The sequence below is a fragment of the Sphingobium sp. AP50 genome, assembly GCF_900109095.1.
Lineage (GTDB): Bacteria > Pseudomonadota > Alphaproteobacteria > Sphingomonadales > Sphingomonadaceae > Sphingobium.
This window is the reverse complement of sequence record NZ_FNYZ01000003.1, coordinates 170775-196365: the sequence shown is the minus strand read 5'-3', so window position 1 is coordinate 196365 and position 25591 is coordinate 170775. Positions and strand designations below refer to the sequence as shown.

The 25591-nt window shown below is 61.9% G+C and carries 24 protein-coding genes; 13 read left to right on the top strand and 11 right to left on the bottom strand.

The window, feature by feature from the left end:
• Positions 1 to 42 precede the first annotated feature (42 nt).
• The 5 genes from BMY84_RS08855 to BMY84_RS08835 are packed head-to-tail and all read left to right on the top strand — an operon-like array spanning position 43 to position 4399.
• Positions 43 to 1254: an MFS transporter gene (locus tag BMY84_RS08855; protein WP_093083182.1), complete on the top strand. Its 1212-nt coding sequence runs from the start codon at positions 43 to 45 to the stop codon at positions 1252 to 1254.
• The gene (locus tag BMY84_RS08850) at positions 1247 to 1960 is read left to right on the top strand and encodes an SDR family NAD(P)-dependent oxidoreductase (protein WP_093083180.1); all 714 of its coding nucleotides are present in this window, start codon (positions 1247 to 1249) and stop codon (positions 1958 to 1960) included. Before BMY84_RS08855 ends, BMY84_RS08850 begins: the two co-directional genes overlap by 8 nt.
• 16 nt (positions 1961 to 1976) lie before the next feature.
• Entirely contained in the window at positions 1977 to 2276 is a 300-nt protein-coding gene (locus BMY84_RS08845; protein ID WP_093083178.1) for a putative quinol monooxygenase, read from the top strand.
• A gap of 24 nt (positions 2277 to 2300) precedes the next feature.
• Positions 2301 to 3632 (top strand): histidinol dehydrogenase, encoded by a 1332-nt coding sequence (gene hisD, locus BMY84_RS08840; RefSeq protein WP_093083176.1) that lies wholly within the window; start codon positions 2301 to 2303, stop codon positions 3630 to 3632.
• Positions 3632 to 4399, top strand: coding sequence for an SDR family NAD(P)-dependent oxidoreductase (locus BMY84_RS08835; RefSeq protein ID WP_093083175.1), 768 nt, complete (start codon positions 3632 to 3634; stop codon positions 4397 to 4399). The genes hisD and BMY84_RS08835 overlap by 1 nt, the downstream gene beginning before the upstream one ends.
• 40 nt (positions 4400 to 4439) lie before the next feature.
• On the opposite strand, the gene BMY84_RS08830 is transcribed toward BMY84_RS08835, so the two are convergent.
• Entirely contained in the window at positions 4440 to 5660 is a 1221-nt protein-coding gene (locus BMY84_RS08830) for an FAD-dependent monooxygenase (RefSeq protein WP_256215176.1), read from the bottom strand.
• A gap of 115 nt (positions 5661 to 5775) precedes the next feature.
• Between BMY84_RS08830 and BMY84_RS08825 the strand changes: the two genes are divergently transcribed.
• The 4 genes from BMY84_RS08825 (at position 5776) to BMY84_RS08810 (ending at position 11630) form a co-directional block, all read left to right on the top strand.
• The gene (locus BMY84_RS08825) at positions 5776 to 8220 is read left to right on the top strand and encodes a TonB-dependent receptor (protein WP_093083173.1); all 2445 of its coding nucleotides are present in this window, start codon (positions 5776 to 5778) and stop codon (positions 8218 to 8220) included.
• An 89-nt stretch (positions 8221 to 8309) separates the two neighbouring features.
• Positions 8310 to 9674 (top strand): sulfatase family protein, encoded by a 1365-nt coding sequence (locus BMY84_RS08820; protein ID WP_093083172.1) that lies wholly within the window; start codon positions 8310 to 8312, stop codon positions 9672 to 9674.
• 3 nt (positions 9675 to 9677) lie between these two features.
• Positions 9678 to 10607, top strand: coding sequence for an NAD-dependent epimerase/dehydratase family protein (locus tag BMY84_RS08815; protein WP_093083170.1), 930 nt, complete (start codon positions 9678 to 9680; stop codon positions 10605 to 10607).
• 15 nt (positions 10608 to 10622) lie between these two features.
• Complete coding sequence (locus BMY84_RS08810) at positions 10623 to 11630, top strand: LysR family transcriptional regulator (protein ID WP_093083169.1); 1008 nt, start codon at positions 10623 to 10625, stop codon at positions 11628 to 11630.
• Here BMY84_RS08810 and BMY84_RS08805 read toward each other — a convergent pair.
• Both BMY84_RS08805 and BMY84_RS08800 read right to left on the bottom strand, forming a co-directional pair.
• Positions 11627 to 12259 (bottom strand): hypothetical protein, encoded by a 633-nt coding sequence (locus BMY84_RS08805; RefSeq protein ID WP_093083167.1) that lies wholly within the window; start codon positions 12257 to 12259, stop codon positions 11627 to 11629. The two genes, BMY84_RS08810 and BMY84_RS08805, sit on opposite strands and share 4 nt — an antisense overlap.
• A 66-nt stretch (positions 12260 to 12325) precedes the next feature.
• Positions 12326 to 12757, bottom strand: coding sequence for a winged helix-turn-helix transcriptional regulator (locus BMY84_RS08800; protein WP_093083165.1), 432 nt, complete (start codon positions 12755 to 12757; stop codon positions 12326 to 12328).
• A 96-nt stretch (positions 12758 to 12853) separates the two neighbouring features.
• Here BMY84_RS08800 and BMY84_RS08795 point away from each other — a divergent pair, with 96 nt between their 5' ends.
• From BMY84_RS08795 to BMY84_RS08780, 4 genes are all read left to right on the top strand, one after another.
• Positions 12854 to 13663, top strand: a complete 810-nt coding sequence (locus tag BMY84_RS08795) for an SDR family NAD(P)-dependent oxidoreductase (RefSeq protein WP_093083164.1) — start codon at positions 12854 to 12856, stop codon at positions 13661 to 13663.
• Positions 13660 to 15246, top strand: a complete 1587-nt coding sequence (locus BMY84_RS08790) for a phytoene desaturase family protein (protein WP_093083162.1) — start codon at positions 13660 to 13662, stop codon at positions 15244 to 15246. The genes BMY84_RS08795 and BMY84_RS08790 overlap by 4 nt, the downstream gene beginning before the upstream one ends.
• The gene (locus BMY84_RS08785; RefSeq protein WP_093083161.1) at positions 15243 to 15470 is read left to right on the top strand and encodes a hypothetical protein; all 228 of its coding nucleotides are present in this window, start codon (positions 15243 to 15245) and stop codon (positions 15468 to 15470) included. The genes BMY84_RS08790 and BMY84_RS08785 overlap by 4 nt, the downstream gene beginning before the upstream one ends.
• Positions 15471 to 15543: 73 nt before the next feature.
• On the top strand, positions 15544 to 16614 hold the full coding sequence (locus BMY84_RS08780; protein WP_093083159.1) for a VOC family protein: 1071 nt from the start codon (positions 15544 to 15546) through the stop codon (positions 16612 to 16614).
• A gap of 20 nt (positions 16615 to 16634) precedes the next feature.
• On the opposite strand, the gene BMY84_RS08775 is transcribed toward BMY84_RS08780, so the two are convergent.
• The 8 genes from BMY84_RS08775 to BMY84_RS08740 form a co-directional block, all read right to left on the bottom strand.
• On the bottom strand, positions 16635 to 17000 hold the full coding sequence (locus BMY84_RS08775; protein WP_093083158.1) for a Rieske (2Fe-2S) protein: 366 nt from the start codon (positions 16998 to 17000) through the stop codon (positions 16635 to 16637).
• Positions 16997 to 17641, bottom strand: coding sequence for a maleylacetoacetate isomerase (maiA, locus tag BMY84_RS08770; protein WP_093083156.1), 645 nt, complete (start codon positions 17639 to 17641; stop codon positions 16997 to 16999). The genes BMY84_RS08775 and maiA overlap by 4 nt, the downstream gene beginning before the upstream one ends.
• Positions 17638 to 18939: a fumarylacetoacetase gene (gene fahA, locus BMY84_RS08765; RefSeq protein ID WP_093083155.1), complete on the bottom strand. Its 1302-nt coding sequence runs from the start codon at positions 18937 to 18939 to the stop codon at positions 17638 to 17640. The genes maiA and fahA overlap by 4 nt, the downstream gene beginning before the upstream one ends.
• Entirely contained in the window at positions 18936 to 20234 is a 1299-nt protein-coding gene (gene hmgA / locus BMY84_RS08760) for a homogentisate 1,2-dioxygenase (protein WP_093083413.1), read from the bottom strand. The genes fahA and hmgA overlap by 4 nt, the downstream gene beginning before the upstream one ends.
• Positions 20235 to 20247: 13 nt before the next feature.
• A complete protein-coding gene (gene hppD / locus BMY84_RS08755) occupies positions 20248 to 21294 on the bottom strand; it encodes a 4-hydroxyphenylpyruvate dioxygenase (protein WP_093083153.1) in 1047 nt (348 codons plus the stop codon).
• A 15-nt stretch (positions 21295 to 21309) separates the two neighbouring features.
• Complete coding sequence (locus BMY84_RS08750; protein ID WP_093083152.1) at positions 21310 to 22512, bottom strand: amino acid aminotransferase; 1203 nt, start codon at positions 22510 to 22512, stop codon at positions 21310 to 21312.
• Positions 22509 to 23375: a phenylalanine 4-monooxygenase gene (phhA, locus tag BMY84_RS08745; protein WP_093083150.1), complete on the bottom strand. Its 867-nt coding sequence runs from the start codon at positions 23373 to 23375 to the stop codon at positions 22509 to 22511. Before phhA ends, BMY84_RS08750 begins: the two co-directional genes overlap by 4 nt.
• A gap of 330 nt (positions 23376 to 23705) precedes the next feature.
• Positions 23706 to 25574 (bottom strand): hypothetical protein, encoded by a 1869-nt coding sequence (locus BMY84_RS08740; protein WP_218146925.1) that lies wholly within the window; start codon positions 25572 to 25574, stop codon positions 23706 to 23708.
• Between the last annotated feature and the right edge of the window lie 17 nt (positions 25575 to 25591).

The window sequence follows — 25591 nt, the reverse complement described above, 5'->3', positions numbered from 1 at the left end:
ATAAGAAGGAGAGGCTGGCGCCATGTTGCACGAGCAAGCTGCATGAGGGATCGAGGAGAAGCGCAGGAACCGGGTTTTCTGACCGGCTTTTCGCTGCTGTTGCCGATTACCCTGTCGACCATGGCGATCGTGCTGCTGGCACCGATCCTGCCGCAATTAATGTCCGATTTCAGCGATGTGCCCGGCTATGAATATTGGGTGCCGATGATCCTGACGATCCCGGCGCTATGCGTCGCCCTCTTCTCGCCCTTTGGCGGGATGCTGGGGGACTGGTTCGGGCGTCGCCGGCTGCTGCTGGCATCCTTCCTGGCCTATGCACTGGTCGGTGTGGCACCGCTTTTCCTGACCAGCCTGCCCGCCATCCTGATTTCCCGCGTGGGGGTGGGCGTGGCCGAAGCCCTGATCATGGTGCTGTCGACCACGTTGATCGGCGATTATTATAAGGGCGCTGCCCGCGACAAATGGCTGGCCGGGCAGACCGCCTTCGCCTCGCTATCAGCGTTGCTCTTCTTCAATCTGGGCGGGCAACTGGGCGTGTTCGGATGGCGGGCGCCTTTCTGGGTCTATGCCTCGGCTCTGCTGATGTTCGTGCTGGTGCTTCGCCATACCTGGGAACCGCGGTGCGAGACCGGCAGAGAAAAGGCGCAGAGCACGGGATGGGCCGGTTTCCCCTGGCGCCGGATGCTGATCATCATGGCGATCACCATCTATGGCTCGATCTTCTTCTACACGGTGCAAATTCAGGCATCGTCAGGACTGCATGTGCTGGGGATGAGCGATCCTGCGCGGATAGGCTTCCTGACTTCGGTCGCCAGTATCGGCGTGCCGATGGGCACCCTGCTTTATTCCCGGATCGGGCGCTGGCCGGTGCGCGGGCTGTTGCTGCTGGAATTCATACTGCTGGCGATCGGCTTCGGCATCATGGGCCTGGCGCGCGAGTGGGAGGCTTTCCTGATGGGCTGCTTCCTCAACCAGATCGGCGCCGGCCTGCTGCTGCCGACCCTGTTGGTCTGGGCCATGAGCCTTCTTTCGTTCGAGATCAGGGGGCGAGGGGCAGGCATGTGGCAGAGCAGTTTTGCCTTCGGACAGTTTCTGAGTCCCGTCGTCGTCACCCTGCTGTCGAAGCAGGCAGGTGGATTGATGGCAGCCTTTGGCCTGTTGTCGCTGGGGGCGTTGATCGGCGTGATCCTTGCGCTGGTCGTGCCGTTCCGGCGCGGTGAACAGGCTATGGAAGTGGCAGTGGCCCATGGGTGATCGGCTGAAAGGGAAGCTGGCGGTCGTGACCGGCGCGGCCAACGGCATCGGGGAGGGGTGTGCGCGCCTCTTCGCGGCCGAGGGCGCGACAGTGATCGGCGTGGACCGCAGCGGTGCCGATGAAAGCTGCGACTTGCTGGATGAAGTGGCAGTTGGCGCGCTGTTCGAACGGATCGGCGCCGAACATGGCCGGATCGATATTCTCGTCAACGCGGCTGCCTTTGCGGTCTTCGAATGGATCGAGAAGATGCGCTATGCCGATTGGAAGGCGACGCTGGCCGGGGAACTGGACATCGTCTTTCTCGCCACGCGCGCAGCCTGGCCCTGGCTGAAAGCCAGCGGACGTGCATCGGTCATCAACTTTGCGTCCGCCAATGCGCGCCATGCGCTGGAGGGATCGCCCGCACTGGCCCATTGCGCCGGCAAGGGGGGCGTGCTGGCCATGACCCGGCAACTCGCCATGGAAGGCGCGCCGCATGGCATTCGTGCCAACAGCATCGCGCCGGGCTTCATCCTGACAGCGGCGACGCGGGATCATCTGGCCTCCGATCCGGCGATCGAGGCGCAGATATTGGCGAAGAACATGATCCAGCGGTTGGGCGAGCCGGAGGATATTGGTTGGTGCGCCTTGTGGCTGGCGTCGGATGAAGCCCGCTATGTCACCGGTGCGGATATTGCCGTCGATGCAGGTGCGACGGCCTGGTAGGGCGAAGGAAGAAGCCATGATTACCGAAGTTGCCCGGATCGAGATCGATCCGGCGGATGCCGTGGCTTTCGAGGCTGCGGTGGGTGAGGCCATGCGCCATTTTCGCGTGGCGCCGGGGTGTCGCAGTTTCCGGCTGGATCGGTCGGTCGATCGGCCAGGCCATTATCAACTGGTGGTCGATTGGGACAGTGTGGAGGCGCACATGGTCGATTTCCGCGCAACCGACGGCTTTGCCGCATGGCGATCGCTCGCCGGTCCCTTTTTCCGCACGCCGCCGCAGGTCGATCATGTCGAGCGGGCACTTCAGGGTTTCTGACAGATTTTTCAAAAGGATGATGGAATGGCACAATATCTGAAAAGGGGCGCCACGGCCGAAGCAAAGGCCGATGCCGATCGCAAGGTTCGCGATAGCGTCGAGGCGGCACTGGCCGATATCGAAAAGCGCGGTGATGCGGCCGTGCGCGAGATGTCGGTAAAGTTCGATGGCTGGGACCGGGAGGATTATCGCCTCAGTCAGGCGGAAATCGATGCATGCGTCGACAGCCTGACACCGCAGGAGCGCAAGGATATCGAATTTGCGCAGACTCAGGTCCGCAATTTCGCGCGCATTCAGCGGGACTCCATGAAGGATGTGGAAGTGGAAACGCTGCCCGGCGTGATATTGGGCCACAAGAATCTGCCGGTGAATGCGGCGGGTTGCTACGTCCCGGGCGGGAAATATCCGTTGCTAGCCTCCGCCCACATGTCGGTCATCACCGCCAAGGTGGCTGGCGTGCCACGTGTCATTACCTGCGCGCCGCCGTTTCAGGGCAAGCCGGCACGGGCGATCGTCGCGGCGCAGGCCATGGCGGGCGCGGACGCTATCTACGCGCTGGGCGGCATTCAGGCTGTGGGCGCGATGGCGCTGGGTACGCAGAGCATCGATCCCGTCGATATTCTCGTCGGGCCGGGCAATGCCTTCGTTGCGGAGGCCAAGCGGCAATTGTTCGGGCGGGTGGGGATCGACCTGTTCGCCGGACCGACCGAGACGCTGGTGATCGCGGACGAAATTGGCTGCGATGCCGAACTGGCCGCGACCGACCTGTTGGGACAGGCGGAGCATGGACCGGACAGTCCGGCGGTTTTGCTGACCACGTCGGAGAAACTGGCGCGCGAAACGATGAAGGAGGTCGAACGCCTATTGGCCATCTTGCCGACCGCAGATTATGCCCGCAAGGCATGGGAAAGTTTCGGCGAAGTGATCGTGGCTGAAGATGATGCCGAAATGGTGCGCATCGCCGATGATCTGGCGTCGGAACATGTGCAGGTGATGACCGCCGATCCCGACTATTTCCTCAAAAACATGACCAATTATGGCGCCCTGTTCCTGGGGCCGCGCACCAATGTCAGTTTCGGCGACAAGGTGATCGGCACCAATCATACGCTGCCGACGAAGAAGTCGGCGCGCTACACCGGCGGGCTCTGGGTCGGGAAGTTCATCAAGACCTGCACCTATCAGAAGGTGCTGACCGATGAAGCCTCCGCATTGATCGGCGAATATTGCAGCCGGCTTTGCGGGCTGGAGGGCTTTGCCGGCCATGGAGAACAGGCCAATATCCGCGTGCGGCGCTATGGCGGGCGGAACGTGCCCTATGCCGGTACTGCCGTGCCCAGCCCGGCGACGGTCGCCTGATGGACGCGCTGCCCACAACGCCGAGCTTTCGGCTGGATGGCAGGCGGGCGCTGGTAACGGGGGCGGGGCGGGGCATCGGCCTCGCCTGCGCTGCCGCACTGGCGCAGGCCGGGGCGCATGTGACGCTGGCGGCACGCAGCCATGGAGAGATTGAGGCGGGCGCCGCCGCGATCCGCGCTGCCGGTGGACAGGCGGACCCGCTCACATTGGATGTGAATGATGTCGCGGGAACGGCGCGAGCGATCGAAGGCGTCGCGCCCTTCGAAATATTGCTCAACAATGCAGGCACTAATCGACCCAAATCCGTCATCGACGTTTCGGAGGCGGATTATGATGCGGTGCTGGGGCTGAATCTCAAGGCGGCCTTCTTCGTCGCGCAAGCGGTCTCGCGGCGCATGATCGATGCGGGCCTCAGCGGTTCCATTATTCATATGGGTTCGCAAATGGGCCATGTCGGCGGCCCCCAACGATCGCTCTACTGCGCGTCCAAATGGGGGCTGGAGGGGATGAGCAAGGCGATGGCGCTGGATTTGGCCCCGCATGGCATCCGGTCCAATACCATCGCGCCGACCTTCATCGAAACGCCGATGACAAAGCCGTTTTTCGAGGACGAGGCGTTCCTTGCCAGCGTCCTTACCAAGATCAAACTGGGCCGTCTCGGCACCGTACAGGATTTGATGGGGGCGGTCGTGTTCCTTGCGTCTGATGCCGCAGGCTTGATGACCGGAACGAGCCTGATCGTCGATGGCGGGTGGACGGCGGAATGAGAAATAGGGACCGGTGGATATTTCCACCGGTCCCTATGGGTTAGAATGGATCGTTCAACCGGCTGAGCGCCCCTTCCAGCAAGGCGGCATGTTCCTGCGGGGGGCGGTGCTCCAGTTGCAACCGGCCGATGCCGATGCTGCTTTCGATCACGTCGCGGCAACGCTTGTAGCGGCGCTCTTCATAAGCGGCGAGTCCGCTTGCCACGTCCTTCGCCCTGGCCAGTTCTTCGGCAAGGACGATGGCGCTTTCCACCGCCATGCCCGCGCCGGATGCCAGATGTGGCGTGGTGGCATGGGCAGCATCACCCACCAGTACAATCCGTCCGTTGTACCAGGGGCGGGGTTGGAGTGCAGCGGCTAGTGGCCGGTAGTTGATCCAGTTGTCGCGGGTCATATTGTCGCGGACCCAACCGGCATTGCCGCCGAAATCCTTGAGTAGGTCTTTCAGGGTAGAGAAGAGTTCCTCTTCCGTCATGAAGGCTTCCCGCTCTTCATGCGGAGTCAGCATCCACATATACACGGTGTCCGGTCCACAGGCGGTAATACCGCAAGGGTTTTCATGCCCGAGATAGAATTCCCCCGCATCCAGTCCGGGCGGCTTGGCGATGGAAATACGCCAGCAGCCTTGGCCAGTCGGCTGGGGCGGACCCATATGCGGGAAGGCGATGGCCCGAACGCTGGACGCAACGCTGTCAGCACCCACCACCAGATCATAATGGCCATTGGAACCGTCGGAGAAGGTCACCGCAACGCCGGATTCGTCATTTTCAAGCGCCGTGACGGTCAGGCCCAGCTGTACTTCTATGCCCAATTCCTTCACCCGCTCCTGCATGATCCTGTGCAGCACCGGGCGCATGATCCCGCCGGTCGCGGGAAGCCCTTCCTCGATCACCGGCTCTTCCAGATCGTGCAGATGGGTGCCGTCAAAGCGGAACAGCCGGGTCTTGTTGGTGATCGCGCCCGCCTTCTTGATCGGTTCCAGCAGCCCAAGGCGGCGATAGGCGCGCAGGGTCGGCCCGGTTATCGTGATTCCCGCGCCGTAGACGCGCCATTCCGGATCCAGGTCGATCAGTTCGGTCCGAACCCCCCTTTCCGTCAGACTGATGGCTGTCGCCATCCCGCCAATGCCTCCGCCAACGACAAGCGCCGTCGCGATGCTCTCGATTACATCCTCTGCCATGGGATCATGGTTGAACGGGGCGGGGCGGCAGGACAAATTCTTCCTGTCGATGCGTCGCATCCATCCGGTCGTTGCATCCATCCGGTCGTTTCATTGCTGTCCCTGTGGGCAGATAGGTCGCATCCAGCAAATCAATGTGACTTTTCCGCCGCACGCTCCAGAATTGACCAAAATCAAATCATCAGGGGAGAGGATCATGCGTAACGCATTGTTGGCGACCACCGCCTTTATAGGAATGATGGCCGCCGTACCGGGGCAGGCACAAACGGCCGATCAGGCAGCGCAAGGCTCGGCGGGGCTGGACGAGATCGTCGTCACCGCACAGCGCAAGGAAGAAAGTGCGCAGAAGGCGGCCGTCGCGATCGATGCGGTGACGGGTAACGACCTGTTGCAGCAGGGCATCGCCAGAGCCGAGGATATTACCAAGACCGTCCCGGCCATCAGCATCACCAATGGCGGCGGTTCCAATACATCCATCTTCATTCGCGGCGTCGGCAATATCACGTCGAGCAGCTATAATGACCCGGCGGTGACGCCCAGCTATGATGGTGTCGTGCTGGCGCGTGCGGCCGGTGCGTTCGGCTCCGCCTTCTACGACCTTGCCCGTGTCGAGGTGCTGAAGGGGCCGCAGGGCATCCTTTATGGTCGCAATGCGACGGGCGGCGCGGTCAACATCATCCCCGCCCATCCGGAAATCGGCCGCAATGGCGCGGGCTTCAATTTCTCCTATGGCAATTATGACGCGGTGAATGTCGATGGCTATGTGAACCTCGCCACCAGCGACAATAGCGCGCTGCGTTTCGCGGCAACGCGGCAGGTGCGCGACGGCTTCAATCGCGACGGTAGCGACGATCTGGACCGTAGCGGCCTGCGCGGCCAGTTCCTTATCGAACCGAGCGATGCTGTCAGCCTGCGCATCGGCGCGGACTGGACCAAGGTAGGCGGCGTCGGTCCGGGAGGCAGCTATATCGGTTCCTACACCCCCGGCGCTTCGGGCTATACCTTCGCTAAATCGCCGTTCGATGCGTCCGAAGGCTTCAACACGGATGCGGCCAATGCCTATCGCCAGACATTGCTTGGCGCACCGGGCTTTGGCTTTCTTAATGCGATGAACCAGGATGCATCGGTCGATTATACTTATTGGGGCGTCAATGCGGAGCTGAACTGGAAGACCGATATCGGCACCTTCACCCTGATCCCGGCCTATCGCCAGTCGAAGGGGGAAACCTTCTTCTACGGCCCGGCCTTCAACACGGCCTATAATTGGGAAAAGGACAGCCAATATAGTCTGGAAGCACGCCTCGCCGGATCGGTCGGCATGGTCGACTATGTGCTGGGTGGCTTCTACTTCAACGAAACGATCGACGCGAAAAATGAATATAATCAGGAATTCGTGCTGCCGATCCAGTCCTATACCCACAAGACGAAGAGCTGGGCCGCGTTCGGCCAGTTGACCGCCAACGTCACGGACCGGTTCCGGCTGGTCGGCGGCGCGCGCTACACCCGCGACAAGAAGTCGATGGATGGCATCATCAACAATTTCATAACCTTCTGCGGCGGCCTGCCACCGGCGAACATCACGCCGCCGGCCTCCTTTGCGGCCGGTTGCGCCGCGCCGGGAGCATTACCCCACTATCCCAATTTCCTGACGACGGCGGATACGGTGAACTGGTTGGTCAGCAATGGCTGGATTGCGGCGGGCAGTACCGATCAGGCCAATGCCCAGGTGTTTCCGTTGCTGAACGGCACCGGCACGATCCTGAAAACCTATAATCCGGTGGTCGACAGCGGCACCTATTCGCGGGTGACGTGGAAGGCGTCGGCGGAGTTCGACCTCGGCCCGCAGAACCTGCTCTATGCGACGGTCGAGACCGGCTATCGCGCGGGCGGCTTCCAGTTGGCGGAAGGCAAATCGCGCTACGACCCGGAATTCATCACCGCCTATACGATCGGGTCGAAGAACCGCTTCTTCAACAACCGGGTCCAGCTCAATCTGGAAGGCTTCTACTGGAAGTATAAGGACCAGCAGATCACCTATTTCACCGTCGACACGAGCGGTACGCTGATCAATTCCAACGAGAATGCGGGCAAGGCAACGATCAAGGGCTTCGATGTGGATGCGATGGTCAAGGCGACCCGGACGACGACGCTGAACGCCAAGGTGCAATATCTGAAAGCCACTTATGACGACCTGCACCTTTATACCGCGTCGCCGCGCGACAATATCAACTGCTCCTTCACGCTGACCGGTGGCACGGCGGGCGGCGCGCCGGTGAAGGACTTCAATTGCTCGGGCAAGCCTCTGCTCTTCTCGCCCAAATGGACCGTCAATCTGGGCGCGGAGCAGGTGGTACCGCTCGGCAATACGCTGGAACTGGTCGGCAATGTCGCGACGGCCTGGCGCGCCTCGCAATATGGCGCCTTCGAATATCTCGATTTCGAACGTATCCCGGCCTATTGGCAGACCGATCTCAATCTGACCCTGCGGTCGCCCGATGGCGGCTGGTCGGTCGGCGGCTTCATCTACAATCTCGAGGACAAGCGCCGCATTTCCACGCCGCAGCGCTCGCCGATCGGCATGGCGGTCGCCCGCTTCGGCGCGCCGCGCACTTATGGGCTACGCCTGTCGGCGGAATTTTAAGCTAGAGATGGACGGGAAGGGGCAGGTCGCGCGCCTGCCCCCTCGATAAGGAAGAGGAGAGAGCATTGCGGGTCGATCGGAGGTCATTCATGCGGGGCGCGGGCGCGCTGGGGGCACTGGCAGCGACGGGTGAGGCGCAGGTCACTGCCGCCAAGGTCAAGCGCCCCAACATCATATTCATCATGGCCGACGATCTGGGCTATGCCGACCTGTCCTGCACCGGGTCGCACCATATCAGGACACCCGCGATCGACAGTATCGCCGCGCAGGGCATCCAGCTGCGGCAAGGCTATGCCAATAGCTCCATCTGCTCGCCGACCCGCACAGCGCTGCTGACCGGATGCTACCAATATCGCTTCGCCATCGGCATAGAAGAACCGCTGGGGCCAGCGGCACCCGAAGGCATAGGCGTCCCGCTCGATCGGCCAACCATTGCCTCGGTCATGCGGGCGATCGGCTATCGCACCAAATTGATCGGCAAATGGCATCTGGGTGAACCGCCCAAACATAGCCCGCTGCACCATGGCTATGACGAGTTTTTCGGCATCGTTGAAGGTGCGGCTGACTATTTCCGGCATCATATGGTGATGGGCGGCAAGGATGTCGGCATCGGCCTGGCACAGGGCGACACGCCGATTGAACGCAACGGCTATCTGACCAATCTGTTCGGGGATGAGGCGGTGAAGACGATCGAGCAGGCCGGGGACACGCCCTTCTTCATGAGCCTGCATTTCAATGCGCCGCACTGGCCCTGGGAAGGGCGGGAGGATGCGGCGGTGGCGCCGACGCTCGGCGCGTCCTTCCATTATAATGGCGGAAGTCTCGCCAAATATAAGGAAATGGTCGAGGCGATGGATCAGAATGTCGCCAAATTGCTCGCCGCGTTGGAGCGGAGCGGGAAGGCGGATGATACGATCGTTATCTTCACCAGCGATAATGGCGGCGAGCGCTTTTCCGAAACCTGGCCCTTCACCGGGGTCAAGGGTGAGTTGCTGGAGGGCGGCATCCGCGTGCCGCTGCTGATGCGCTGGCCGGGCAGGATCGCGCCGGGTTCGACATCCGATCAGGTGATGATCTCGATGGATTTCCTGCCGACCCTGCTGGCGATGGCGGGGGGCAGCGTCGCCAAGGCCGGGACGTTCGACGGCATGGACCTGTCGGCGCAACTGACCGGCAAGGCGGCGCCGACCACGCGCGCGCTCTATTGGCGCTACAAGGGCAATGGGCAGGCCGCATTACGTGACGGCGACTGGAAATATCTGAAGCTGGGCGGGAAGGAGCATCTGTTCAATCTGGCGCAGGATGAGCGGGAGCGGGCCGACCATGTTACCGACGATCCGGCCCGGCTGAAGGCGATGCGGCTGCAATGGGACAGCTGGAATGCGCAGATGCTGCCCTATCCGCTGGGCAGCTACAGTGAAGATGTGCAGGACCATTATGCGGATCGGTATTGAAGCATGACGATTATCGTGACGGGCGCGGGCGGTTTCGTCGGGCGCCAACTGGTGCAACGGTTGCTGGCCAATGGCCATCAGGTGGTTGGCATGGATACCGCGGCGGGCGGTATTCCTGATGGCGCGCGGGCGGTCGTGGGTGACATCTGTTCCGCCGAAGTGCGGGCGGAGGCGCTGGCCGATGGCTGCACCGCGCTGGTCCATCTTGCCACCGTGCCGGGCGGCGCGGCGGAGGCCGATCCGGCGGCATCGCGCCGGGTGAATATCGACGCCATGTATGATCTGCTGGATGCGGCGAAGGCCGCGGGGGAGCGGCCGCGGGTCGTCTATGCCAGTTCGATCGCGGTGTTCGGCGATCCGCTGCCGACGCAGGGGGTGGACGATCTGACCCCGCTGTCGCCGCGCATGGTCTATGGCGGGCACAAAGCGATGATGGAGGTCGCCGTCGCGTTGATGCATCATCGCGGCGAGATCGAGGGGGTGAGCGTTCGCTTGCCCGGTATCCTCGCGCGGCCCAAGGGGCCGTCGGGCATGAAGTCCGCCTTCATGAGCGATCTGTTCCATGCGCTGCGGGCGGGTGAGCCTTTCACCTGCCCGGTATCGGCGGATGCAACCATCTGGGCGCAGTCGGTCAGCCGCTGTGCCGACAATCTGCTCCACGCGATCGATATGGACGCAGCGCTGATGCCGGCCACGCGGGTCGTGACCCTGCCGGCACAGCGCATCAGCATGGGCGATCTGGCAGCGGAAATCGCGCGCCAGTGCGGCACCTCCGCTGATCTCGTCAGCTATCGCCTCGATGCCGCGCTGGAGGCCGCTTTCGGCGCGCATCCACCTTTGTCCACGCCGGCCGCCGACCATGCCGGCTTTGCCCATGACGGCGATGCTGCTAGGCTGGTCGCCAACGCATTGTCGGTGATAGCGGCAGGCTGAAAAGAGGAGAGCGACATGCGGTTCGACAGGCTGGATCTCAATCTGCTGGTGGCGCTCGACGCACTGCTCAGCGAACGCAGCGTCAGCCTGGCGGCGGACCGCATCTGCCTGTCGCAGTCGGCAACATCTTCCGCCCTTGGTCGTCTGCGCGAATATTTCGCGGATGATCTGCTGGTGCAGAAGGGGCGGCAGATGGTGCTGACCGCTCGTGCCGAGGGACTGGTCGAACCTGTACGTGCCGTGCTGGAGCAAATTCGCACCACCATCGCCGTGCCGCCGCCCTTCGATCCCGCGACGTCGGACCGCACGATCCGCATCATGGCATCGGACTATATGACCGAAGTGCTGCTGGCGGCGGCGATGACCGATTTGCAGAGTCAGGCGCCGGGGATGCGCTTCGAAATCCAGTCGCTGACCGAAGTGCTGCTGGAATCGCTGGAGCGGGGCGCAATCGACCTGCTGGTCACGATCGACTATGCCATTTCCGCCGATCATCCCAGCCAGATATTGTTCGAGGATGATTATGTCGTCGTCGGCTGGAACGGGAATCCCGCCATGGCCGAGCCGATGACCAAGGATCGCTATTTCGAGATGGGGCATGTGACCGCCCGCTTCGGCCGGGCGCGGGTATCGGCGTTTGAGGATTGGTTCGTGCGGCGGCAGAAGCGGCAGCGCCGGATCGAGATCGTCACTCACAGTTTCCTGTCGATGGCGGGGCTGGTGATCGGGTCGAACCGGATCGCCACCATGCACCGGCGGCTTGCCACGCGCATGGCGGAATATCTGCCGCTGACGCTGCGCGAAGTGCCGATGGATATCCCGCCGATCCGCGAGGCGATCCAGTGGCATATTTCCAGCAACAACGATCCGGCGATCCGATGGGTGGTGGAACGGATCGTCGCTGGCGCGCAGGCACCGGCGACGGCAGGCGGCAGCGTGGTGTCGCTGGATCATGCGCGGGTCTCGCGTGAAGAACTGGCGGCCCAGTTTCTGAGCGACGCGACCCCGCGTGCCCGCAATTAGGGCACCCACATGAACCGGTAGATCGGCGCTTTATAGGTGAAGTCGGGGGTCAGGGCGCAGTCCTGCGGTGCCTGACCATAGGCTGCGAGATCGATACAGCGCATGGCCGAGGCGATATTGGTCATCAGCGCCACCCGGCCGACCCCGATGGCGCGTTCACTGCCGCTCCCGCCCTTCGATTCCGCCGCTGTCGAAATGTCCCGGTCAAAGATGGGCTGGCCATTGTCGATGCGCTTCAGGCTCCATCCCATGCGCACGATCGCCCTGCTGGAGAAGGAGATTTTGAAGGGCGCCTCCATATTGATCCAGCGGGGCGACAACCGCACCTTCGCCTCGCTTTCGCTGGGCGCCAGCAGGTTTAGTTTCTCCAGCGTTTCGCGCAGCGCCTTCTCGAAGCTGCTGCGTTTGGCCGCTCCCATGATCCCGCCCGTGGCCGACGCACCGACGACATTGGGCATATCGGCCACCGGATCGAGCGCAATCCGGTGATAGAGTGGATGGTCCGCCGCAACAGCCCTGGGCGCGCCGGGCTGGAATGGCAGGCCAATGGGGGATAGCGGCACGTCGTCAGCCTGGGCGGATGCAGGGGTGATCGCGATCGCTGTGGCGGCGAGGAGAAACAGGCGCATGTCGCCAAACTAGCGTCCCGGTCATGCGCCATCCTTAGGATATGTCCTTAATGGCGCATTATACGGCTAAGCATCGAAGATAGCGCGCGCCTTCTCTATTTCATCCCGTCTGCCCTGAGTCCAGTTCAGCAGGCGCTTGGCTTCGCCGAGCAATTCCTGCCCCAGCGGCGTCAGCGCATAGCCCACCTTGGGCGGAATATCCTCGCTCACGGATCGCGATACGATGCCGTTGCGTTCCAGCAAACGCAGCTTGAGCGTCAGCACCCGCTGCGAAATCGCACCTTCCGCGCTCATTCGGTCGAGCAGGCGGCGCAGTTCGGCATGACGAAACGCACTGATGTCCAGCAGCAGCAGGATCAGCATCGACCAGCGATCCCCGAGCAGACCAAAGATCGTCCGGATCGGCGCATCCTGTTCCGCGCCATGCTGGTGCATATCCTGCGCCAGCGCCGTCAATCGGGCGCGGCAGGCGGGATCGAAATCGTCGAAATCGCTCATCGGTCGTTATTTGGAAGGCACAAAAAAGTACCGTCTTCTCCCCTTTGCCAGGCACATTATGGTGCTTTGCCAGAAGATCAAGCGAAGGAGAGGGCGATGGCGTCGGATGCAATCCGTCTCGACGGAAAGGTGGCGGTCATTACCGGCGGCGCAGGCGGGATCGGCGCCGCCACGGCAAGGCTGATGGCGGCGCGCGGGGCGAGGGTGGCGATTGCCGATATCGCGATCGACGCTGCCAGAGCACTGGCGGACAGCCTGCCCGGCGCGATCGCCGTGCCGCTCGATCTGGAAAGCGAAGAGTCCATTCATACCATGGTGGCAGCCGTGGCGGACCATTATGGACGGCTGGATATCCTGCATAATAATGCCGCCCTGCTTGGCCCCGATATAGCCCAGCAGGATGGCGATATCGAGCATATGGGAACGGCGCTGTGGGACCGGACCTATGCGGTCAATGTGCGCGGGACGATGATCGCTTGTCGTGCCGCCCTGCCGCATCTCCGCGAGAGCAAGGGCAATATCGTCAATACCGTCAGCAATCTCGCCTTGCAGGGGCATCTGATTCAGGCGGCTTATAGTTCGTCCAAGGCGGCGATCATCCAGATGACCCGCTCCATCGCCGCCAGCCATGGGGCGCAGGGTATCCGTTGCAACGCCGTCGCGCCGGGCATGACGCTGACGCCGGCCTTGCGCGAGGCCTTCCCGCCGGTGCTGCGGCAGGCGGTGGAGGCGGAGACGCTGCGCGACCGGCTGGGCGAGCCGGAGGATATTGCCGAAGCGGTCGCCTTCCTCGCGTCCGACGCGGCGCGCAACATCACCGGGCAGTTGCTGGTCGCCGATGGCGGCTGCGCCAGTCATGTGCCGGGCATCGCGCAATTCCGGGCCTTTTTTGGAGAGCATGTATGAGCAGCTATGACATCGTCGTGATGGGCGGCGGCCATAATGGCCTGACCGCCGCGGCCTATATGGCCAAGGCCGGCAAGAAGGTCTTGGTGCTGGAACGCAAGCCGCATTATGGCGGCGGGGTTTCGACGCGGGAACTGATCCAGCCCGGCTTCTGGCATGACGAGCACAGCAATGTGCATATCATGATCCAGGGCAACCCGATGTTGCGTCAGGATGAACTGGGCCTGCTGTCGAAATTCGGGCTGGAATATATCTATCCCGAATTGCCCCATGCCTCGATCTGGGAAGACGGCACGATCGTCCGGTCCTGGCGCGATCTGGACCGGACCTGCGAGGAAATCGCGGCTTTTTCGCCCAAGGATGCCGAAGCCTATCGCAAATTCGCGCAGGCCAGCATGGCGGCCCTGCCGATGTTCATGTCCGGACTCTACGCGCCGCCTTTCCCGATGGGGGCCTTCGTGGCGATGATGGACCAGTCGGACGAGGGGCGCTTCCTGCTGGATGTCATGCAGCGGTCCGCGCTGGACGTGGTGAACCAATATTTCGAAAGCGATCTCCTGCGTCTGCACATCGTGCGGATGGTGACGGAAAATCTCCAGATGCCCGACGAACTGGGCACCGGCATGGGCGCGTTCCTGATGCCCGGCATCATCCACGCCTATGGCTGTTCCATGCCCAAGGGCGGGTCGGGGCAACTCTCCCATGCGCTGGTCCGCGCGATCGAGCATTTCGGGGGCGAAGTGCGCTGCAATGCCGAGGTGCGCCGGGTGATCGTGTCCGGTGGCAAGGCAACCGGGCTGGAACTGATCGACGGAGAGACGTTTCATGCCAAGGATGGCGTGATCGGCGCGATCCATCCGCATGTGTTGCGCAAATTCGTCTCCGAAACGCCCGAGCCGGTGCTGGAGCGGGCGGAACGCGTCACCCAGTCGACCTTTTCCATCAATCTGACCCATTTGACATTGAAGGAGCGGCTGAAGCTGAAGGTCGGCAACGACACCAACGCCATGATGACCGAACTTATGGACTTCTACAGCATGCGTGACATGCTGCTGGAATATGACAAGCTGCGGCGGGGCGAAGTGTCGGAACGACTGATCGCGGGCGGCGACAATACGATCTTCGATCCCAGCCGTGCGCCGGACGGCGCCGGCATCTTCTATGGCGTGAATTTCGCGCCTTATGACCTCTATCCCGGCGGTCCCGGATCATGGGACGAGCGCAAGGAGGAGGTCGCCGACAAGGCGCTGGCGCAATATCGCAAATTCTACTCCAACCTGAGCGACGACAATATCAGCGGACGGCTGATACGATCGCCGGTGGACCATGAACGCGACAGCCCGGCCAGTTTCCTGAAGGGCGATATCCATGGCTGTGCGCCCTTCTTCTATCAGTCGGTCGGCCATCGCCCGACGCCGGACCTGGGCCATTTGCGCGTGCCGGGGATCGAGGGGCTCTATCTGGTCGGGCCGTTCATGCATCCGGGCGGCGGCGTCTTCGGGGCCGGCCGCGCCACGGCGATCCAGATGATGGACGATATGGACATCGATTTCGACAAGGTTTGCGCAGGAGCCGTGCAATGACGAGCCGGAAGCCCAAAGGCATGAAAATATTGGACGCGCAGGACAAGGAATTGATGACCGTGCGCCGGATCGAGCGGGAGGGCAATGCGCTGATCATCCGGGGCAAGATATTCGGCGCCATGCCCATGGTGGCGAAGCTGACCCCGGCCGAAGCCCGCGCGGCCCTTCGGCTGCTGGACTTCAGGACGATCCTGTTCCTCCTATCCCTTCTGTTCCGCAGATAGCTGCGTCCCATGAAATGCGTTTTTGGGCGACCGGGTCACTCTTCATAACAGCAGGGAAGGATGAGGAGTGATCATGAGCATTTTGGGCGTAGCAAACGCTGTCTTCGGCGTTTCCGATCTCGAAGAACATCAGCGTTTCTGGACGGATTTCGGCTTGTCCCTGTCCCACGCAAATGAGGATGAGGCGATATTCGAACTGCCTTCGGGTTCACGCATCACCTTATACCGCCATGGCGACCCTCGCCTGCCCTCGCCTGATCCCTTCCCCGGCGACGGCCTGAAGGAAACCGTCTGGGGCGTGGAAAATGCGGATGTGCTGGAGGGCATTGCCGCCAGCCTTGCGACCGAAGTGGCGGTGCGGCGCGATGCCGATGGGGCGGTGCATTGCCTGTGCCCCGACGGACAGCCGATCGCGTTGCAGGTCTGGGCCAAGCGTGCGGTGGTCAGCGAGACGAGCCCGGTCAATACGCCCGGCAACTATCCGCGCCTCAACCAGCACAGGATCTGGCGCCGCCGGGCCATTCCCAAGACGATCAACCATGTCGTCTTCTTCTCGCCTGACTATGTCGGCAGCTTCGAATTTTACGAGCGCCATCTGGGCTTCCGCTATATCGACCATAGCAAGGGCACGGGCATATTCGCCCGCGCACCCGGCACGTTCGAACATCATTCGATTTTCTGGGTAAATTGCGACCTGCCGATCGCGCCGGACCATTTCAAATTCATGCATATCGCCTTTGGCATGGACGATATTGACGAGGTGATGCTGGGCGCCAACATCATGGAAGCCAAGGGCTGGAAAAATGCCAGCATGAACAGCAGTGGCGGCATTTCGCGCCATCGCATCTCGTCCGCCATCTATTATTATTGCGACATGCCCGGAAAGGCCGGCGAGGCGGAATATCATGCCGACACGGATTATCTGGACGATAATTGGGTACCGCGCGCCTGGGACTTTCGCTTCGGCTCGCTGCTCTGGTCGAACAATGCACCGCCGATCTTCCGGGGCGACAATATCCCCTGGGACATGACATTCGACGCCAGCCGGGCGAGCTTTGAACCGTTCCGGAAGAGCAAACCGGGCAAGGGTGTGGTCGAAGGCAAGCTCGCTGAAATTACCAGCGAGGATGAACATGCGATCTGATCGCTAACCGTGATAAGCGCTCAGCTTGTAACGATCCATTCGCCTCTGATCTCAACGGGCCAGGATGTTAGCGACTGGCCCGCACAGGGACCGGCACGGCACGCGCCATCTTCGATCCGGAACAGCGCGCCGTGCCAGCTACAGGCGATCCACTGGCCATCAGGCGTCAGATAGTCATCCAGCCGCTGCGCCAGCGGCAATCCGGCATGGGGGCAGCGGTCGACATAGCCGTGCACCCTGTCACCGGACCGCACGACGAAACCATGAAAACGGCCCGCCCGCATTTGCAGGACGAAATTGCGCGCGCTGTGATCTGCGATGGTATCGAGTCGGCAGAGTTGCACCCCGGCCGGCGTTTCGGTGAGCCTGTCGCCAGCCTCGCTCACGGATCAGCATCCGGTTGCCTGTCAGGATGCGCCGCCATGACAGCGGGCAGGCGACCGGCAGCCTCTCCTGCAGCGACAAGGCGCGGATAAGCCGACAGGTCGACACCAAAGCGCCGTGCGCTGTATATCTGGGGCACGAGATAGCAGTCCGCCAGCGTCGGACCGTCGCCAAACGCATAGACGCCGCCGTGCTGGACTATGAGGGTTTCCAGCGCCGCGAAGCCATCGCTGATCCAGTGCGACGCCCATGCCTGAACCTGTCCCGGGGAGGCCGCAAGATCAGCCCGCAATGTATTGAGAATACGTAAATTGTTTAACGGATGAATATCACATCCGATCAAAGCCGCCATTGACCGCACAATGGCCGCCTCATCGGGGTCGGCGGGCAAAAGGGGCGGAGCCGGCCAGCGCGTTTCCAGCCATTCCAATATGGCCATGCTCTCGATGATGCTCCGCCCTTCATATTCGATCGCCGGGACCAGTCCATGCGGCGCGATCGCCAGATAGTCGTGCCGCCGTTGCGCTCCGGCACGAAGATCATGCGTTATCTGCCTATAAAGCAGGCCTTTCAGGTTCAGGGCGATCCGCACCCGATAGGCAGCACTGGAACGCCAATAGCTGTGGAGCAGAATCTCGCTCATCGCGCGGGCAAAACTATAGCACGGCAAGCGCCAAAGCCGATCGAGGCGAAGCCCTCTGCCGATGTGCTGGCCCGCAACAGCACCTCGTCGCCATCCTCAAGGAAGGTACGCTGCTCGCCGCTTGGCAGCATGATCGGCTCGCGCCCGCCCTGCGTCAGTTCCAGCAGGCTACCAAAGCCGTCCTGTGTCGGCGCTGAAATGGTGCCGGTGCCCAGCAGATCGCCGGGATTGAGGTTGCAACCATTGGCGGTTTGATGGGCCACGATCTGATTGATGGTCCAGTACATATTGCTTGCCGGGCCATGGCTCAGGCGAAACGGCGCCCGGCCCTGCGCGCGCATCTCAGCGCTGGAGATCAGCACTTCAAGCATGATGGCGAGCGCGCCGTGCGCCTGATCATCAGCATCGAGCAGATAGGGCAGGGGGGCAGGATCGCCTTCCGGCCGCGCAGGCTGAGCGATGCGGAATGGCGCCAGCGCCTCGCGCGTGACCACCCAGGGCGAAATGCTGCTGTGAAAACTCTTTGAAAGAAATGGCCCAAGCGGTTGATATTCCCACGCTTGCAGGTCCCGCGCCGACCAGTCATTCAACAGGCAGAGGCCCGCCACATGATGCCCGGCTTCCGCGATCGGAATGGGCGAACCGAGTTCATTGCCCGCGCCGATCCAAACCCCCATTTCCAGTTCATAGTCGAGCCGGGCCGTAGCCGCGTAAATGGGGCTGTCGGCATCGGGCGCCTTGCGCTGTCCGCTGGGGCGGACGAGCGGCACGCCGGACGGGCGGATCGAGGAAGCCCGACCATGATAGCCGATAGGCACATATTTATAATTGGGGAGCAGCGGATTGTCCGGACGGAATTGCCGCCCGACATTATTGGCATGATGTATGCCGACATAGAAATCACTATAGTCGCCGATCGCCGCTGGCAGGTGGAGCATGCAGTCCCGCGTGGCGTAGAGTTTCTCTTCGACCTTCTTCCGTCCCGCTGGTTCCGAGAGCAGGACGGACAGTGCCTTGCGCAGATCGGCTCGCGCGACAGGAGAAACCGACATTAGGCGGTTGAGCGTGCTGTCTCCGCAAAGTGCCGCCACCGCTTGCGGCATCAACCCTTCTTCAGCGCAGGCCGCCAGATCGAGAATGTGGTCGCCGATCGCGACACCGATACGCGCGCCGCCATCGGCAGGGGAAAAGACACCCAAAGGCAGATTCTGGATCGGAAAGTCGACATGGCCGTTCGCGCTGTCCACCCAGCTTGTCAGCGCCGGATCATGCGTTTCGTCCGTCTGCCACCAGTTCATGCCCCGTGCTCCGGGTCGGACGGCAGTTGCGCCTTGGGAAAGTCCTGCCAGCAGGCGTCATAATCCTTCTGCAACAGCGGCGTTTCGATCGCCCAGCGGGTCGGCGCGAAACAATGGCGGCTCTCGAACATGAAGGCCATGCTATCCTCGATCTTGTGCGGTGAAAGGTCGGCGGCCACGGCCCGGCCATGGCTCTCACGGTCGGGGCCATGCGCCGACATGCTATTGTGCAGCGATGCGCCGCCCGGCGCAAAGCCGCCCGCCTTGGCATCATATTCGCCCTGAATGAGCCCCATAAATTCGCTCATGACATTGCGGTGGAACCAGGGCGGGCGAAAAGTATCTTCCGCCACCGTCCAGCGCGGGGGGAAGATCACGAAATCGATATTGGCGGTGCCGGGCGTATCGCTGGGCGATGTCAGCACGGTGAAGATCGACGGATCGGGATGGTCATAGCTGACCGTGCCGATCGTATTGAACCGGCGCAGGTCATAGCGCATCGGCACCAGATTTCCGTGCCAGGCGACCACATCGAACGGGCTGTGATCGATCGTCGTCGACCAGAGCTTTCCCTGGAATTTCTGAATGATCTCGAACGGTTTTTCCAGATCTTCGAAAGCGGCACAAGGCGCCTCAAAATCGCGCGCATTGGCCAGGCCGTTGGAACCGATCGGTCCCAGTTCCGGCAGGCGGAACAATGCCCCGTAATTTTCGCAGACATAGCCACGCGCCGCCCCGTCGAGCAATTCGACCCGGAATCGCATCCCGCGCGGGATGAGAGCGATTTCCAGCGGCCCGACAGACAGGACACCCAGTTCCGTCACCAGCCGCAGCCGTCCCTGTTGCGGCACGATCAGCCATTCGCCATCGGCGCAGAAGAAAGCGCGATCGACCATCGACGCCGTCGCGGCATAGAGATGGATGGCGCAGCCCGTACCGCTGACAGGATCGCCATTGCCGGCATAGGTGGTCAGCCCTTCGATAAAATCGACGCCCCCCTCCGGCAGCGGCAGACTATCCCAGCGCAACCGGTTGGGCGATACGGGGCCATCCTGAAACGGCCCGGACCGGATCAGCATTTCCCGCACAAAAGGGCGAAATGGCCCGTGCGCGGCGGAAGGCCGCATGCGGTAGAGCCAGCTTCGCCGGTTTTCGGCGCGCGGCGCCGTAAAGGCCGTGCCGGACAATTGTTCGGCATAAAGGCCATAAGGGACATGCTGCGGCGAATTGCGTCCCTGCGGCAAGGCGCCGGCAATCGCCTCGCTCGCATGATGGTTGCCGAAGCCGCCCAACATCAAGGCGTCCTGCTCAGGCATCGACCGTGATCACGCCGCGCCGGATCTGGTCCAGTTCGATGGATTCGAACAAGGCCTGGAAATTGCCATTGCCAAAGCCCTCATTGCCCTTACGCTGGATGATCTCGAAGAAGATCGGGCCGAACATATTTTCGGTGAAGATCTGGAGCAATATACCTTCGCCAGTCTCGACCGATCCGTCGATCAGGATGCGATTGCGGCGCAGCCGTTCCATATCCTCGCCATGGCCGGGCACGCGCTTGTCGACCAGTTCATAATAGGTTTCGATCGTGTCCTGAAGGCGTACGCCGCGTGCGCGCAATTTCTCGACCGTCTCGAAGATATTGTCCGTCGTCAGCGCCAGATGCTGAATGCCTTCGCCATGATATTCGCGGATAAATTCCTCGATCTGGCTCTTGTCATCCTGGCTTTCGTTCAGCGGGATACGGATCGCCTTGTCCGGCGCGATCATCGCCTGACTGAACAGGCCGGTCGCCTGTCCCTTGATATCGAAATATTTCTGCTCCTCGAAACCGAAGAGCGTGCGGTAGAATGTGCTCCACACCCGCATCTGCCCACGGCGGACATTATGGGTCAGATGGTCGAGCAGGTCGAGGCCGACGCTATTGCGCGCCTCCGCTTGCTGCCAGCCGGGGAATTCGGCCCAGTCGGCATAAGGGTCTTCGCCGTCCCGGATGAAATAGAGATAGGAGCCGCCAATCCCGCGGATGACAGTATCGTCTTCTTCGGTCCGTTCCGCGCCATGCTCCAGCGCCCATTGCAAAGCTGCCTGCGGATCGGCGACGCGGAAGGCCATGGCACTTGCCGACGGACCATGTTCGCCGCGAAAGGCGGCAACGCGGCCGGCATCGTCGCGGTTCAGCATCAGGTTGATGCGGCCCTGCTTGTAGCGGGTGATATTCTTGCGGGGATGCCGGTGGCTGGCGACGAACCCCATCTCCTCAAATTGCCGGGCCATCGCCTCCGGATCGGGGGAGGTGAATTCGACAAATTCGAAACCATTCAGACCCAATGGGTTATTGGCCGGAGCTTCCAGCATGACTGCATTCCTCTCTTATATATTCAGATAGGGCACGATCCCGCGCGCGAAAGCGGTAATTGTATCGATCGTCAGCCCCGCAATGTTGATCCGGCCGTCCGGCGCCATATAGATGCCGTGCTGTTCCCGTGCGGCGATGACCTGATCGGAGGAGAGCGGCAACAGCGCGAACATGCCGCGCTGGTTCGCAATAGGCGCCAGTCGCGGATGGCACGCGCTCAGTGCCATCCGCAGGCCGTTGAGGCGGATACGCATGGCGTCCAACTCCGCCATCCAGTCGGCGCGCAAATCCGGATTGTCGAGGATGACCCGCACGACCGCCGCGCCATGATCCGGCGGCATCGACCACAGGCCCCGCGCGATCGCCAGCATATTGCCCTTGGCAATAGCGGCCCCGGCGCCGGACCGGGACTGCACCCACAACGCGCCGACCCGATCGCGATACAGGCCGAAATTTTTGTCGCAGCTATAGGCGATCAGCGCTTCGGGCAGCCGGGCGAGCATCGTCCGGGTCGCGGCGGCATCGTCATCCAATCCGTCGCCCAGTCCCTGATAGGCCAGATCGATGAAGGGGATCAGACCGCGCCGTTCGCACAAGGCGGCGATGTCCCGCCACTGATCGGCGCCGAAGCCCGCACCGGTCGGATTATGGCAACAGCCGTGCAGCAACACTATGTCGCCGGGCATCGCATCGCTCAGATCGGCCATCATCGCGTCGAAATCGATCCCGCCGGTGTCGCGATGGTAAAAGGCGTGCGGCTGGATAGCTAGGCCCGCCGCGCGGAAGATCGGCATATGATTGGGCCATGTCGGCGTCCCGATCCAAACCCGCGCATCCGGCCGCGCACGGGCGATCAGTTCTGCACCCAACCGCAGTGCCCCGGTCCCGCCGGGCGTCTGCACGCCTGCCAGATGCTCTTCATCGGCGGCATCGGCCCCCAGCAGCAATTCCGCCAGCAATTCGGTATAGCGCGCGTCCCCTTCGGCGCCGAGATAGGCCTTGCTCTGCTGATCGGCCACCAGCCGCGCCTCGGCCGCCTTCACCGCCCGCATGACCGGCGTCGCGCCATGGTCGTCGCGGAAGACGCCGACGCCCAGATCGATCTTGTCCGGGCGCGGATCGGCCCTGAACGCCGTAATCAGGCCCAGCAGGGCATCAGGCGCCTGCGGTCGCAGGGCATCGAACAGGGCGTCCTGGGTGTCGGTAAACAGGGTCATGCCGACAGCGCCTTCGACCGGGCATAGGCCTGCGTACCCCGATTATGGACCCGATCGTCCGGCAGGATCGTGTCGATATCGAAATCGGGTGCATCGGCGAGTTGCGCATAGATGGGCGCAAAGTCTGTTTCCACGGTCTGGCGCAAGAGATCCTCGAAGCTGTCGATGATGAAATAGGTCTGCTGATAATCGTCGATGCGATATCGGGTCCGCATCACCCGCCGCAGGTCGAAGCCGATCCGGTTGGGGGAGGGGTCGTCCAGCGCGAACAGGGATTCCCCGTGCGACGACACGATGCCAGCGCCATAAAGTTTCAGCCCGCCATCCTGCCGGATCAGGCCGAATTCGACGCTGTACCAATAGAGACGCGCCAATTTCTCGATCGCACCCAGACCGTCCGCGCGCAAACCACCCCGGCCATAGGCCTGCATATAATCGGCGAAGGCCGGGTGGGCGAGCAGCGGGACATGGCCAAAGACGTCATGGAAAACATCCGGCTCTTGCAGATAGTCCGTCTGTGCGGGCGTCCGTATGAAGCGCCCGGCAACAAAGCGGCGATTGGCCAGATGTTCGAAAAAGACATGATCGGGCACCAGACCCGGCACGGCCACGACCTGCCATCCGGTCGCCTTCATCAGCCGTTCGGACAGTTCCTCGAAATTCGGGATGCCCGGCCGGGTCATCCGCAATATGTCCAGGCCATCCATATATTCGGGCACGACGCGGTCGGGCAGCATCTTCGCCTGCCGCGCGAACAGATGGTCCCACATGGCATGGTCCTGTGGGCTGTAAGAGTCCCAGGCCTGGTCGATGGTCCAGTCCGTCGCCGCGTCATCGGGCCGCATGATGTCTGCATCCGTCATAGGATGACTATCTTACAAAAGCGCCAAATGATCTTTTCATAATGGAGGATACAGGCGGATTTTATGAGAAAATATATCGGAAATATAAACTGAAAGGAAAAATATTGTCATGCTGCGATGCAAAACGGCAATGAATTTTTCCAGCAAGGCATCGCCGCTTCATCAACCCTCCGGCAAACCGATTTATAACTCGATAATATACATTATGTTAAATCAATCATCATCGCGCAATCGCAAACATGTGTCTCACTCCCTGTCGCAGCAAAGCAGCAAAGGCCCCGTCACACCATGTGCAACGGGGCCTGAAATCCCTTCTCCGCGTTCAGACGATCAGGATGGATCGCTCAAATAGAGCGGCATAGAATCCTCCCATTTGCTGTCGGTCAGCAGGCGTTTGTTCGATCCGTCGGCGTTCATCACATAGATCTGGCCATATTGCTGGAAGGTCTGGTCATAGAGCGCAGCCTCGTCGCGGAAGCCATGTTCAGACCCGCTCCACATGATCCGCCCGTCCGGCGACCAGACCGCATGGCCGTCGCTCGACGGATGGGTGGTTGCGCGGAACAGGCCGGTGCCGTCCGGCTTGATCGTGTAGATATCGAAATTGCCGTCCTCGCGCTTGCGGGTGAAGACGATGCGCTTGCCGTCGGGCGACCAGCCGGGCAGATTGTCCATCCCCTGCGTCAGCACCCGCGTCTTGCGCGTGTCGAGGTTCAGAACGCGCAGTCCCTTCTCCGTCTCGCTCCACACGCGATAGACCAGTTCCTTGCCATCGGCCGAGTAGCTGGGGAAGCCGGAATGGGTCGTGCCGTCGGTCAGCTGCTCCGCGCCGCTGCCATCCCGACGGACGCGCCACAGCGCGGCCGTCATCTTGTCACGCTCAGCGAACCAATAGCCCAGGCCAAAGGCGATCCACTGGCCATCGGGCGACCAGCAGGGCTGGAAGGCGCCGGCAAGGCCCATCTGCACCTTCTTTTCGTCCAGGCCGTTGCCGCTGGATTCGAAGACCTTGCGCTTCTCCGACCCATCGGGCCGCATCACCCAGACCGAACTATTACCCAGCTGTTTTTCGGTGAAGACGATCCAGCCATCCCGCGACAATAGCGGAAAGACGTCGACATGCTGATAGTCATAATCCTTGTCCCAGCTGAACAGCGGCTTGTAGAGCGGACGCACCGGCTTGAACGCGACCTTCTCATAGATCACCGACTTCCCATCCGGGGTCCAGCTTGGCGCGCGGATGAAGGCCTGTTTCACTGCGGGGCGATCGGACGTATAGGCCAGCCCTTCATTGGGGCCATATTTCACCAGATAGCCGATCTCGCTGTTGCTCAGGAACTGTGGCTGGAGCTTGAGGTCGGTGCCGGTCGTATGTTCCACTCGCTCGCCGGTTGCGACATCGACCGACACAATCTGCGAATAGGCTTTCCCGACATAATTGGGCCGGCGGGCGCCCCATGTCGCCTCGACCGTCATTTCGTAAAAGACGATGCGCTTGCCGTCCGGCGACCATTTAGGCGAACCGAGGCAATAGCCGGGCTTGGACGCCACCTTGCGAAATCCGGTGCCATCGGGCTTGATGACATAGATGCTCAGTTCCTGGGTATGCTCCCAGCCCCTGCCCCCGTCATGGCCGGTCCATGTCGTGTTGCGATCGCTTGAAAAGGCGATCCACTTGCCGTCCGGCGACCATTGCGGGCGGAAATAGCAGTCGGGCATATCCTTCGTGCCCCGCACTTCGCCGACGCCGGTCAGCTGCTTGATGCGGCCAGTGAACAGATCCTGCAACCAGATATTGGCGCGATAGCCGTCCCGTGTCGATACGAAGGCCAGCGTGCGCCCGTCGGGCGAAAGGACAGCTGCGTCGTCCATGCTGTCCGTGGTGACGACCGGAGCGATGCCGGTGCCGTCGGGCCGCGCGCGGAAGATATCCGATTGCCCGTCGCCGCGCCGTTCCGACGTGAACAACAACCACTGTCCGTCGGGCGAGAGCGATCCATTATATTCATAGCCCGTATCGACCAGCAGCTTGCGTTCGCTGCTGCCGTCCAGATTGGCGATCATCAGCTGCGAAAGGGACGGCGCGATGCGATTCATCAGCATCACCCCCTTGCGGCCCAGCGGCACGTCGACTGCCCGCGCTGCCCCGGCCGCCAGTGCGCCCAGCGACAGCCCCATGAAATATCTGCGATTCATCATTCCTGCTCCCATAAAAT